The 12,590-nt window shown below is 73.3% G+C and carries 11 protein-coding genes; 4 read left to right on the top strand and 7 right to left on the bottom strand.

What is annotated here, in order from left to right; all coding sequences use genetic code 11:
- Positions 1-31: 31 nt before the first annotated feature.
- On the top strand, positions 32-484 hold the full coding sequence (locus J2S42_RS15110; protein ID WP_307239652.1) for a restriction endonuclease: 453 nt from the start codon (positions 32-34) through the stop codon (positions 482-484).
- A 57-nt stretch (positions 485-541) separates the two neighbouring features.
- Here the strand turns inward: J2S42_RS15110 and J2S42_RS15105 are convergent, their stop codons facing one another.
- Positions 542-2,677 (bottom strand): glycosyltransferase, encoded by a 2,136-nt coding sequence (locus tag J2S42_RS15105; RefSeq protein ID WP_307239651.1) that lies wholly within the window; start codon positions 2,675-2,677, stop codon positions 542-544.
- A gap of 70 nt (positions 2,678-2,747) precedes the next feature.
- Entirely contained in the window at positions 2,748-4,748 is a 2,001-nt protein-coding gene (locus J2S42_RS15100; RefSeq protein WP_307239649.1) for a substrate-binding and GGDEF domain-containing protein, read from the bottom strand.
- 160 nt (positions 4,749-4,908) lie between these two features.
- On the opposite strand from J2S42_RS15100, the gene J2S42_RS15095 reads away from it, so the two are divergent.
- On the top strand, positions 4,909-6,420 hold the full coding sequence (locus J2S42_RS15095) for a chitinase (RefSeq protein ID WP_370879186.1): 1,512 nt from the start codon (positions 4,909-4,911) through the stop codon (positions 6,418-6,420).
- A gap of 51 nt (positions 6,421-6,471) precedes the next feature.
- On the opposite strand, the gene J2S42_RS15090 is transcribed toward J2S42_RS15095, so the two are convergent.
- The 3 genes from J2S42_RS15090 to J2S42_RS15080 all read right to left on the bottom strand — a co-directional run bounded on the left by J2S42_RS15090 (position 6,472) and on the right by J2S42_RS15080 (position 9,331).
- Entirely contained in the window at positions 6,472-7,635 is a 1,164-nt protein-coding gene (locus J2S42_RS15090; protein ID WP_307239647.1) for a trans-sulfuration enzyme family protein, read from the bottom strand.
- A 123-nt stretch (positions 7,636-7,758) separates the two neighbouring features.
- The gene (locus tag J2S42_RS15085) at positions 7,759-8,985 is read right to left on the bottom strand and encodes a hypothetical protein (protein ID WP_307239645.1); all 1,227 of its coding nucleotides are present in this window, start codon (positions 8,983-8,985) and stop codon (positions 7,759-7,761) included.
- A 70-nt stretch (positions 8,986-9,055) separates the two neighbouring features.
- Positions 9,056-9,331 carry a hypothetical protein gene (locus J2S42_RS15080; RefSeq protein WP_307239643.1) on the bottom strand — a complete coding sequence of 92 codons (276 nt, stop codon included), beginning with the start codon at positions 9,329-9,331 and terminating at the stop codon, positions 9,056-9,058.
- Between the two features lie 90 nt (positions 9,332-9,421).
- On the opposite strand from J2S42_RS15080, the gene J2S42_RS15075 reads away from it, so the two are divergent.
- Positions 9,422-9,970: a flavoprotein gene (locus J2S42_RS15075; RefSeq protein ID WP_307239641.1), complete on the top strand. Its 549-nt coding sequence runs from the start codon at positions 9,422-9,424 to the stop codon at positions 9,968-9,970.
- Here the strand turns inward: J2S42_RS15075 and J2S42_RS15070 are convergent.
- On the bottom strand, positions 9,957-10,841 hold the full coding sequence (locus J2S42_RS15070) for a LysR family transcriptional regulator (RefSeq protein ID WP_307239639.1): 885 nt from the start codon (positions 10,839-10,841) through the stop codon (positions 9,957-9,959). The two genes, J2S42_RS15075 and J2S42_RS15070, sit on opposite strands and share 14 nt — an antisense overlap.
- A gap of 98 nt (positions 10,842-10,939) precedes the next feature.
- On the opposite strand from J2S42_RS15070, the gene J2S42_RS15065 reads away from it, so the two are divergent.
- Positions 10,940-12,151 (top strand): MFS transporter, encoded by a 1,212-nt coding sequence (locus tag J2S42_RS15065; protein ID WP_307239637.1) that lies wholly within the window; start codon positions 10,940-10,942, stop codon positions 12,149-12,151.
- Here the strand turns inward: J2S42_RS15065 and J2S42_RS15060 are convergent.
- Entirely contained in the window at positions 12,144-12,527 is a 384-nt protein-coding gene (locus J2S42_RS15060) for an RDD family protein (RefSeq protein ID WP_307239635.1), read from the bottom strand. The two genes, J2S42_RS15065 and J2S42_RS15060, sit on opposite strands and share 8 nt — an antisense overlap.
- Positions 12,528-12,590: the final 63 nt, after the last annotated feature.

Below are 12,590 nucleotides of genomic sequence, written 5' to 3'. Positions count from 1 at the left end.
CCGGTATGAAGCACGTTCGTAACGTCGACGGATGTCTCCCACCGACCTCCAGCTGAAGCGGTACGAGCGGTCGCTGACCCGGCTGCTGGCCGCGTTCGACCACGCCCGGGTGATCTACAACCGGCGGCACGACGGGCGGCTGAGCGGCGCGCGGCGGCACGTGCAGGTGATGATCTACGGCGCGGTGGCCGGCCTGCCGGTCACGGTCGCGGTCGAGTGTCGCCAGCAGCACCGGCCGGTCGGCATCTCCTGCGTGGACTACTTCGTGGCCAAGCTGGAGGACGTCGGCGCGGACCGCGGCGTCCTCTACTCCTGCGCCGGCTTCACCGGGCCGGCCGCCAGCCGGGCGGCACACACGCACGATCCCGCGGTCCTGGCGATCTCGATCGGCGAGCCGGCCGCGCGGCCCCGGATACCCCGGCAGCGGCGCGGCGGCACCAGCGCGGACTACGCCCACTTCCTCCGCTACCCGGCGGCCGGCTAGAGCCTGTGTCGAAGTGGGGGCCTCGCCGTAGCCCGGCATCCCACGGCGATGCAGGCTCTAGACCGCGGGTTCCACCGCGGCCGCGATGCCCGGCGCGATCAGGCGCAGCTCGTCCAGCATCGCGGCCTCCTCGTCCGCCGGCACCTGGTCCAGCGCGGCGGAGAGCAGCGGCATCGCGGCCGGGTCGCGGAACGTCTCGTACGCCACGGCCGCGGCCAGCGACCGGTCCCGCGCGCTGCGGTCCGCGCCGCGTGCCACGCCGAGCAGCGGGCACTGCGACTCGTGCCCGGCCCGGCGCAGCCGGGACGACCACTCCAGCGCGCGCAGCACCGGCATCCGCGGCCCGAGCCAGGCCGCCAGCGCCAGCACGGTGCGTTCGCCGGGGAAGCGCTGCCACAGGCCGTCGGCCAGCGGCTCGGCCAGCGACACCGGGGCCTGACCGACCTCGTGGATCAGCGCGCGCAACGCGGACCGCGGCACGTGCGCGGCGATCTCCGCGACGTCCGAACCGGCCTGGCGCAGGGTGTCGGCCATGCCGACGATCGGCATCGGGATCCGGCCGGCGCGCAGCTCCACGCGCAGCCGCTCGGCCGCGTCCGCGGTGCGGCCCAGCCGCATCAGGCTGTGGATCTCGTACGAGGTGAGCTGGCTGCGGGTGACCAGCACCGCGCCGTCGTCCTCGGCCAGTTCCGGTACGGCCGCGCACAGTTCGACCACCCGTTCGTCGTCGCCCGCGGCGTACCGGACCAGCACCTCCATGTGGTCCACGGTGACCTGCCGGGACGCGAGCGTGCGCAGCTCGTCCAGCGCACGGGCCGCCTCGTCCACCCGCGACAGCGCGGTGCACGCGCGGATCAGCGTGGTCAGCAGCTTGATCCGGACCGGGCGGCGGGTGTCGGTCGCCAGGCCACGCCGGGCCGCCTCGATCGACTCCTCGAGGTTGCCGGAGGAGAACTCGGCGCGGGCCAGGTTCGCCAGCGCATCCGCGGCCAGCACCCGGTCCTCGACCGCGCGCAGCGCCAGTCGGCGGTTGCGCTCGGCCTTGTCCTTCGTGACGAACGTGGCGAACTGGTAGCCCGCGTGCCGTAGCTCCACCTCGCCGATCTCCGGACCGGCGGCCGGTCCACCGGTGATCCGGTCCACGGCCTGCTCGTGCAGCCGGCCGGCCAGCCGCACCGCGTCCCGCTGGAACAGGCGCGGGAAGACCACCACCTGGGTGCCGTTCGCGTACTCGTTGACCTGCCGCACCCGGTACGCGGCCGGGCCGCCGGGCGCGGACAGCCGGCGCCGCAGCGCGTCCGGGTCGCCGGCCGCGGTCTCGTCCGCGTCGACCCAGAGCACCCAGCGCCCGGTGCAGTGCGCGATCGCCCGGTTGCGGGCGTCGCCGAAGTGCTCGTCCCAGAAGCCGTCGATCACCCGGGCGCCGTGCGCGCGGGCCACCGCGACGGTGTCGTCCAGCGAGCCGGTGTCGTAGACGACCACCTCGTCCACGAACGGCGTGACCGCGTCGACGCTGGCACCGATCGAGGCCGCCTCGTCCCGGACGATCATGCTGGCGGAGACCAGCAGCGGCGACTCGGTGACCACCCGCAGCCCGCAGCCGGACGCGCCGGCGTGTGCCACCAGCGCGTCGTCGACCAGCACGATCCGGCCCAGGTCGCGCAGCCGCTCCCAGGGCAGATCCGGGGTCGGGCCACCGGCCGCGACCAGCGCGGACCGGCGCAGCGCCACGCAGACGGGGCCGAGCCGGTCCACGTCGTAGCGCTGGCCACGGTGCCGCTCGCGCCATTCCCGGGCCAGGTCACGCAGCTCGCGTACGCCGGCGGGCAGGGGAAGCTCGGCACGCTGCGGGCCGATCGAACCGATGCAGCGCGGGCCGGCCGCGACCACGGCCTCGTCGGCCAGCACCTCGCGGACCGCGTCCAGCCAGTGCCGGGGGAGGAGCATGTCGCCGTCGACGAAAAGCAGCAGGTCACGTTCGGTTGCGGAGACCGCCTCGGCCCGCCCGCCGGGCACCGCGCGCACCCACGGCAGCGCGGCGACCACCCGGTCCAGGTCGGCCCGGCCGGCCGGCACCGCGCACACCACCTCGTCGCGTACGCCGAGCGCGGGCTTCAGCGCCTCCAGCGTGGCCTTCAGCTCCGCGGGGCTGCCGCCGCCGGTGATCACCACGTCGAGGGCTTCGAAGCTCATGCCCTCAACGGTCGGCCGTTCTCGCCCGGGCTTGAGACCATTCGGCAACCGAGCTGCACCCCGAGAATCATCAGCGGGTACGGGAGCCGGCCCGCCGGACGGATTTCGCGTGGTACATCGCCGCGTCCGCCACGCGCAGCAGCGCCTCCGCGGTCGGGTGACCGTCCGTGGAAAGCGCGCTGCCGATGCTCGCCGACACCCGCGCCGTCCCCTCGGCCAGCTCGAACGGCCGGGCCAGCGCGGTCCGGGCCCGTTCCGCGACCGCGGCCGCGCTGTTCGGCCCGGCGATGTCGTCCAGCAGCACCAGGAACTCGTCGCCGCCGAACCGCGCGGCCGTGTCCGTGTCCCGCAGCAGCGCCGTGATCCGGCCGGCCGTCTGCACCAGCAGCTGGTCGCCGGCCGCGTGCCCGAGCGTGTCGTTCACCGCCTTGAAGCCGTCCAGGTCCAGGAAGAGCACCGCGAACGCGTACGCCGGCTCGCGCTGTGCCCGGTCCACCGCCTGCCGCAGCCGGTCCAGGAACAGCCCGCGGTTGGGCAGCCCGGTGAGGTGGTCGTAGAGCGCGGTCCGGCGCAACCGCTCCTCCTGGTCGCGCAGCGAGCGCAGCATGAACTCCTGGTCCAGCGCGACCGCGAGCAGCGCGCCGGACTGGTTCATCGGCTCGCGGCCCGGCGGTGTCTTGTCCTGGATGCGTGCGACCGTGGCCAGCAGTCCCCAGTCGTGCGCGCTGCTGCGCACCGAGACCACGAAGACGATCTCACCGGCGTCCGGCCGGGCCGCGTCGAACAGCGCGGCCGGCGGGAAGTCCGCCACGTCCACCCGGTCGCTGGCGGTCTCGCAGTGCAGCGCGCCGGAGATCTCCAGCGTGCCCTGGCGCTTCTCGCGGTGCTGCTCCGGGCGCGGGCCGCGACGCGGGCTGCCGTGCCAGAGCCCGAGGCAGCCGGCCGTGACCGGGAGCCGGCGCAGCCAGCCGAGCGCGCGCGGGTCCTGCTCGTCGGTGCGCAGCAGCTCGGTGCCGAGCTGGTACTGCGCGTTCAGCGTGTCCTGCAGGTAGCGGATGTCGCCGAACTGCGCGCGCGCCCGCTCCTGCGCCACCCGCAGCAGGATCCGGCGGGCCCGGCGCTCCGTCACCAGGCCGTGCAGCGCCTGATCCAGCTCCGCGAGTGTGAATCCGCGCAGCTCACCGGCGAGCGCGGCCTCCGGCACGGCCGGGTCGGCGAGCCGGGCCGCGAGCGCGGTGTCCAGCGGCCGCGGCGCCGGCCGGTCACAGCCGCAGCTCTCCCGCGGCACGAACACCGTCGGTACGAACGTGGCTCCGTCGCCGCGGTCCAGCGCCGCGACCGCGGCCGCGCCGATCCGCCGCAGCGGCTGCGCCACGCTGGCCAGCGTGGGCTCGGTGTAGAGCGCGGCCGGGATATCGTCGAAGCCGACCACCGCCTGCGCCTCCGGCACCCGGTGCCCGGTCGCGGTCAGCGCCTCCAGCACGCCGAGCGCGTTCCGGTCGGTGCCGCAGACCACGGCCGTGGACGGCAGCCCGGCCGCCAGCATCGCCGCCGCCGCGTCGCGGCCTCCGCCCTCGTGGTTGTCGGAGGCGGGGAAGAGCAGCTCCGGCAGGTCGCCGAGCGCCTCCCGGTAGCCGGCGTACCGCTCGCGGATGTCCGGCACGTCCAGCGCGCCGGCGAACGCGATCCGGGTGTGCCCGTGCGCGCGCAGGTGCGCGACCGCGTCGCGTACACCTGCGCGGTTGTCCGGCAGCACCGCGTGCAGCGGCAGCGTCGCGGACCGGTGGCTGATCAGCACGACCGGCTTGCCGGTGGCGTGCAGCCGGGTCAGGTGCCCGTCGTCGATCGCGCCGATCACCACGACGAACGCGTCCGCGTGCGCCCAGCCGACCGGCGCGTCCCAGTCCGGGATGCCCTCCGAGTCGGCCCGTCGCGCACCGGGCGCGAGCGTCTGCACGGCCAGCACCCGGCCACCGCGTGCGGCGGCGGCCTCGGTCACGCCGGCGATCAGGCCACCGTAGTAGTCGCCGCCGACGAACGGCGCCAGTACCCCGATCGTCAGCCCGTTCACGAGATCAGACTCTCAGAACCGGCGGGTACGGGGCCGGGCGTTCCGAAACGTTATCGCTGTCCTAAATGTGGGCCGCGGGCATGGACATCATCAGTTAAGAATCTTAATAATTCTCCAACGGCCGCGGTGACCTGCACCGCCGCCGATGGAGGAGGCTGCCGTGAAACGGTCTCGATCTATCGCCCTGACCCTCTTCTCGCTGTGTGCGGCCGTCGCGTCGGCCGTGCTGTTCGCGCTCCCCGCCTCGGCCGCGACGGTCACCGCGTCGTTCGCCAAGACCTCGGACTGGGGTTCCGGCTGGGAGGGCAAGTACACGATCACCAACGGGACCGGGGCGGCGATCACGTCCTGGTCGGTGGCGTTCGACCTGCCGGCCGGCACCACCATGGGCAGCTACTGGGACGCGCTGCTGACCTCCTCCGGCCAGCGGTTCACGTTCACCAACCGGTCGTGGAACGGCACCGTGGCGCCGGGCGCGTCGGTGTCGTTCGGCTTCCTGGCCAACGGGTCCGGGACGCCGGTCAACTGCACGCTCAACGGTGCGTCCTGCGGCGGGGTGGTCACGCCGACGACCGGTCCCACCTCCGCGTCCCCGTCCCCGTCCGCGTCTCCGTCCCCGTCTCCGTCCAACCCCGATCCGGGCGTTCTGCCCAAGCGCGCACTGATCGGCTACCTGCACGCCAGCTTCGCGAACGGGTCCGGATATCTGCGCATGGCGGACGTACCGGCGGAATGGGACATCATCAACCTCGCGTTCGGTGAGCCGACCACCGCCACCTCCGGCGATATCCGGTTCAGCCTCTGCCCGGTCGCGGAGTGCCCGACCGTGGAGTCCGAGGCCGCGTTCAAGGCCGCGATCCAGGCCAAGCGCGCGCAGGGCAAGAAGGTGCTGATCTCGATCGGCGGACAGAACGGCCAGGTGCAGCTGACCACGACCGCGGCCCGCGACGCGTTCGTCACCTCGGTCGCCGCGATCATCGACCGGTACGGTCTGGACGGGCTGGACATCGACTTCGAGGGCCACTCGCTGCCGCTGAACGCCGGCGACACGGACTTCAAGAACCCGACCACGCCCGCGATCGTCAACCTGATCTCCGCGGTGAAGACGCTCAAGGCCCGGTACGGCGCGAACTTCGTGCTCACCATGGCCCCGGAGACGTTCTTCGTGCAGCTCGGCCACCAGCACTACGGCTCCGGCCCGTGGGGCGGCCAGGACCCTCGCTCCGGCGCGTACCTCCCGGTGATCCACGCTCTGCGCAACGACCTCACGGTGCTGCACGTGCAGGACTACAACTCCGGCCCGATCGTCGGCCTGGACGGCGTCTACCACACGATGGGTGGCGCGGACTTCCACATCGCGATGACCGACATGCTGCTGGCCGGCTTCCCGGTCGCCGGCAACACCGCGAACGTGTTCCCTCCGCTGCGCGAGGACCAGGTCGCGTTCGGCACGCCGTCGTCGGTCAGCGCCGGCAACGGGTACGTCGCCCCGGCCGCGATCCAGGAGGCGGTCAACTGCCTGGTCAAGGGCGTCACCTGCGGCTCCTACACGCCGCGCAGCGGGACCAACCCGAACTTCCGCGGGCTGATGACGTGGTCCATCAACTGGGACCGCTTCTACTCATGGGAGTTCAAGAACGCGCATGCACCGTTCCTGAAGGCACTGCCGTAGCCCTTTCGAAAGAGCCGGGTGGACCACGCCGTGGTCCACCCGGCTCATTCGTCACGCCAGCGCCTGCTCCACGTCCGCCCACAGATCCTCGACGTGCTCGATCCCGACCGAGACCCGGATCGTCCCCGCACCGATCCCGACCGCCGCCAGCTGCCCCTCGTCCAGGTTCCGGTGCGAGGTGCTGGCCGGATGCATCACCGTGGTCACCGTCCCGCCGAGCGACGGCGCGAGCCGGGCCAGCCGCAGCCGCTTGCTGAATACGGTCCCGGCGTCCCGCCCACCGGCCAGATCGAACGCGAACGTCCCGCCGAACCCGCCGGTCAGCAGCCGGCGTGCCACCTCGTGCGCCGGATGCGTGGTCAGCCCCGGGTAGTGCACCGCGGTCACCGCCGGATGCGCCACCAGCCGCTCCGCCACCACGGCCGCGTTCGCGCAGTGCCGCTCGACCCGCAGCGCCAGCGTGTGCAGCGACCGCGCCGTCAGCCACGCCGCGAACGGATCCGCCGCCACGCCGAACTCCACGTTGTGATGCCACACCTTCTCGTGCAGCGCCGGATCCGCGAACACCAGGATCCCGCCGACCACGTCGTGATGCCCCGCGAGATATTTCGTCACCGAGTGCAGCACCACGTCCGCCCCGTGCGCGATCGGCCGGCACAGCACCGGCGTCGCGAACGTGCTGTCCACCACCGTCAGCACCCCCGCCGCCCGCGCCGCAGCCGCGAGCCGCGGCAGATCCGCCACGTACCCGGTCGGGTTGGAAATGGTCTCCAGGTAGAGGACCTTGGTCCGTCCCGGCCGCAGCGCCTCGATGAGCGAGTCGGCGTCGTCCGCGTACTCGACGTCGACCCCGAACCGCTCCCGTAGCCCCCGCAGCGCGGTGCCGGCCCCGCCGTAGAGCCGCCGTTGCGCCACGATGTGATCCCCGCTCCGCAGCAGCGCCTGCAGCACGAGGTTCACCGCCCCCATCCCGGACGCGGTCGCGATCCCCGCCACCCCACCTTCCAGATCCGCCACCGCCGTCTCCACCACCCGCACCGTCGGATTCGTCATCCGCGAGTACAGAAACGGCCCATCCGGTTTCTGAAACGCTCCCGCCAACACGTCCGGATCCTCGAACGCCCAGGTCGACGCCTGATACAGCGGCATCACGATCGGCTGGCTGCCCTCTTGCTCCGGCAGCCGCGGATGCACCGCACGGGTCTCAGCTCTCATCCCCCGATCCTCCGCCCGGCTCCCGGTCCGGCCAGAGAGCCAATTCCGAGGCAGTGGTTGCCTTCACGGCGAGGTCCTCGGCATCGCCACCCAGGGCGGGGCGGACCATCGATCGAATGGTGGTCAGGCCGGGAGGCCGAGGTGCCGGCGCTGGGTGGGGACGTTGGCCAGAAGGTCGGATTGGGCGCCGAACGGGTCCTCGGCGAGGCGGCGGCGCCAGTGATCGGCCTCGGCGGCGAGGTCGGTGAGGCGGGCGGGGCCGAGGCCGGCCGGGCGGGTCCGGTCGTAGAGGCGGGGGACGACCATGCTGGTGATGGCGTCGAGGCTGGTCAAGGCGTCGTCGAAGCGTTCCAGGACGATCTCGGTGAGGGCCTGCGCATGCAACCGGTACGGATCGGACGAGACCGCGCGGCAGTGCTCGACGTAACCGGACAGCGTGCCGTATGCGGCGAAGTGCGGCAGGGCGCGGGAACGGATCGCCTCGGCCAGGTGTTGCATGGCCGGCTCGGCGGTTTCCCGGGTGGCCAGCGTGGTGCGTGGGAGCCGCAGGTCGAGCGCGTCGTGGACGCGCCAGCCGGGGTGGCCGGGCGGCAGGTAGAGCGGGTGCAGCACGGCCTGGCCCTGGACGATGGCGCGGGCGATCAGGCCGACCGGTTCGGCGACCAGCTCCTCGTCGAAGACGAGCCAGCGGCCGGGCAGGGACGGGAGCGCGTAGCGGACTACGGCCTCGCGCCAGACCGGGCCGGGGCGCAGCTTGATCGGGCGGTCGCCGGTCGCGGCGGTCCACGGGATCCGCAGCGCGTCGAGCCAGGGCTGGAACGGGCCACCGGGGGCGCCCAGCAGGCCGGCCGGGCGGCGGGTGCGCCGCCGCGCGCGTTTCAGATCAGCCGGGGGTACGTCGTAGAGGCCGGCCAGCGCGGCGATCGACTGAGGGCCGTTCAGGATCTGCCCGCGACCCGGGAAGCGGCCCGGCGCCACCCCGGCCGGCACCTCGGGCAGCACCGGCGGCTCCCCGGAGCCGGAACCCGGCCGGAAGCCGAAGCCCGCCCCGAACGGGTGGATCCGCACTTGGTGCACGCGCGTGACCGTCCCGGACCGCCCGTCCAGCACCACCTGCTCGGCACCGTCGGCGTCGTGGTCGAGCGCGACGAACGCCCGCACCGCGTGCTCCGCCGACGCCAGCAGCGCCACCACCGACCGGCCGAGTGCCGGCCCGGCGTCCCCGGTGGTGAGTTCCAGCCGGTGCCAGCCTCCGTCCAGCGGCACGACGCGGGCGTACAGCACGTCGGGGCCGTCCGCGCGGAGCACGTCGAGTGCGGCGTCCACGTCCGCGCCCGGCCTGAGATCCACCCAGGCCGCTCCCATCGAAGTCGACATCCTCGTGCAGTCCCGTCAGCTCGGCCGGACTGCATGGTAGTTCTCAGTGGTGGCGGCGGCGCCCGCGCATCCACATCACGGTCGCGATGGCGGCACCGACCACCACGAGACCGATCTTGAGGCCGGTCTTGCCGATCAGCAGCGCACCGGCGCCGCGCAGCGCGACGCCGATCCGGTCATCGGTGGCGGACCAGTCGTACGTGATGCCGGTGAACTGCCAGCCGGCCCAGATCAGCACGGCCGCGATCGTCAGCGTGACCGCGCCGGCCGCGATGAGTTTCCGGTCCCGCCGGGTCGCCCGTTCCTCGTTCATCAGCATGACCTGAATCTATGGGCGGATCGGGTGTGATGAATCGCCCGTGAGACGGGCGTCGGTCTCTATCGGAAGGTAGAGAGGTACGGTGCGGCCATGGCCGGGAACGTCACAGTGATCGTCTGCGGGGCGCCGCTCACCGCGCGTACCCCCGATCTGCTCAAGGCTCTGCTCGGCGACGGCTGGACGCCGATCCTGATCGGTACGCCCGCGGCGCGCGCATGGCTGGACCCGGCCGCGGTGCACGACGTGCTGGGCACGCCGCCGCAGTTCGAGTTCCGCACGCCGGACCAGCCGAAGCAGGGCGGCCCACCGGACGCGGTGGTGGTCTGCCCGGCCACGTTCAACACGCTGAACAAGGCGGCGAGCGGTGCCGCGGACACGTACGCGCTGGCCCGGCTCTGCGAGGCGCTCGGCGAGGGCGTGCCGGTGGTGGCGGTGCCGACCGTGAACGAGAAGCTCTGGGGCCACCCGGTCTGGCGGCGCAACCTGGCGCTGCTGGAGTCGGCCGGCACGGTGCTGCTGGACGTGCACAACGGCCGTCCCGGTCCGCGCCCGGTCGCGCCGGACCTGGGCGGTGACCCGGGCGCGATCTTCGAGCCGGCCTGGGTGACCGAGGCGTTGCGCCCGTTCAGCCGCGCCTGACGTAATCCTTCGCCAGCTCCAGGAACGTGCGTGTGGCCGCGGTCGGCCGGCGCCGGGTGGCGGTCGCCAGTGACAGCGTCCACCACAACTCCGCTCCGGCGATCGGCAGGCCTCTCAACCCAGGATCATCAGCGGGTACGGAGAACGCCGGCATGATCGAGACACCGAGCCCGTGCCGCACGTACTCGGGTGCGGTGCCGATCTCGACGACCTCCAGCGCGACACGCCGCTGCAGGCCCGCGGCCGCGTAGGCACGGTCGACCACGACCCGGTTGCCGAACCCGGCCGGCGAGTCGATGAACGGCCGCTCGGCCAGCTGCTCCAGCGTGACCGCCGAGCCGGGCCAGTCGGCCGGGACGATCGCGACCATCCGTACCGTGGCCAGGTTCTGAATGTCGAGGCCGGTGGGCGGCCGGTCGATGTCGGACAGGAACGCCAGGTCGAACTCGCCGTCCAGCAGCGCCTGGGCCAGCCCGGCCGAGCCGCTCGGCGCCGCGCGCAGCCGCACGGTGACGCCGGGGTGGTCGGCCGTGAACCGGCCCAGCAGACCGGGCAGGTCCAGGATGGTGACGGACGTCATCGCGCCGACGTGCACGGTGCCGCGCAGGCCGCCGCGCACCCGGGCCACCGCGTCCCGGGCGCCCTGCGCCGCGTCCAGCACCGCGCGCGCCTCCGGCAGCAGCGCCGCGCCCGCGTCGGTCAGCGCGATCCGCTGCGGGCCGCGCTCGAACAGGTCGGCCCGCAGGTGCTGCTCCAGCGCGCGGATCGTGGCGGAGACGCCGGACTGGACCACGTGCAGGCGTGCGGCCGCGCGGGTGAAGCTGAGCTCCTCGGCGACCGCCACGAAGTACGCAAGGTGGCGTAGGTCCATCACGGATGATGCTAGACCCCAGCATGAACCATCGTTGGCGGAGATGGGCCGGGCGCGGAAGGCTGACGACGTTCCCTTCTCGGTGTGAGGAGCTCGTCATGTCCGCTCAGACCCTGCCCGTCGTGGCCCGGCGCACCGTCAGTCACGGCGCCGGCTTCTGGGTCGTCGCCTCCGCGTTCCTGATCGCGATGGCGTTCACGGTCGTACCCACGCCGCTCTGGCCGCTCTATCAGCGCGAGGCGGGTTACTCGACGCTGATGGTCACGGTCGCGTACGCCGCCTACGCGGTCGGCGTCACGGTCAGCCTGTTCCTCGCCGGTCACCTCTCCGACCGGCTCGGCCGCCGCCGCGTCCTGGTCCCGGCGCTGCTCGTCGAGATCGTCTCCGGTGTGCTGCTGCTCGCGTCCACCGCGTTCCCGCTGGTGCTGGCCGGCCGTGCGCTCAGCGGCGTCGCGGTCGGCATGATCACCGCGACCGCCACCGCGCACCTGGTCGAGCTGCACGCGGCCGCCCGTCCCGGCGCCGGCCGCGCGCTCGCCGAACTGGTCGGCACGGCCGCGAACATGGGCGGTTTCGCGGTCGGCTCGCTCACCTCCGGACTGCTGGCCGAGTGGGCCGGCGCGCCGCTGCGTACCCCCTATGTGGTCTATCTGGTGTTGCTGGCCGCGGTCGCGATCGGCGTCGCGCTGGTGCCGGAGACCGTGACACCCACCCGCGCGCCGTACCGGCCGCAGCGCGTCGCCGTGCCCGCCGCCACCCGCGGCCGGTTCGTCACGGTGGCGATCGGCGCGTTCGCCGCGTTCTCCGTGCTGGGACTGTTCGCGTCCGTCGCACCCGGATTCGTCGGCGGCACCATGGGGCATCCGTCCCGGGCGCTGGCCGGGCTGGTCGCGTTCCTCACGTTCGGCAGCGCGGTGACCGCGCAACTCGTGTTCGCCCGGGCGGCCGCGCGCCGTCAGGTGCTCGGCGGCCTCACCTCGCTGAGCGTCGGCCTGGTCACCGCGACCGCCGCGGTCTGGCTGCCCAGCCTGCCGATGTTCCTGATCGGCGGCGCCGCCGCCGGTGCCGGCGCCGGCCTGCTGTTCAAGGGATCCATCGGTACGGTGTTCAGCATCGCCGAACCGGCCACCCGCGGCGAGGCGCTGGCCGGGCTGTTCCTCGCCGGATACCTCGGCCTGTCCATCCCGATCCTCGGCTTCGGCGTCGCGACCGCGGTGGTGTCCACCGAGATCGCGCTGGCCGGCTTCGCGACCGTGGTGGTCGCGCTGGCCGCGGTGGTCGCGGTCCGCAGCCGCCGGCCGGTCAGCTGACCACGACCGTGCGCATCACCTTGTCCGCCAGGGTCTGCCGCTTCGCGGTCCAGAGCGGCAGCAGGTAACCCACGTAGAGGATCACGTCGTCGAGCAGGTGGGCGAAGTCCCGCACGGCCGCCCGGACCGGGCCGATCGGCCGTGCGGTGTCCGCGCCCACCAGCCGGATCCCGACCAGCGCCCGCCCCCAGCTCTGCCCGGTGCGCCCGGCACGCCACCACCGGTTGTACGCCCACACCGCGAACCCGGCCGCGGCCAGGCCGTAATAGGCTGCGCGGTTGCCGTCCAGCAGCCCCGCGGCCAGGAAGAACGGCGCGGCGACGGCCGTGTCGGCCAGGTAGGCGGCGACGCGGGTGAACCAGCCGGAGAACGTCATGTCCCACTCCCTTTTCGGTGATCCGGTGTCCGCTCCAGCGTGGCGGCCGGCGCCCCCGCGTCG

Source organism: Catenuloplanes indicus (assembly GCF_030813715.1).
GTDB lineage: Bacteria > Actinomycetota > Actinomycetes > Mycobacteriales > Micromonosporaceae > Catenuloplanes > Catenuloplanes indicus.
This window is presented reverse-complemented; position numbering and strand designations above follow the sequence as displayed.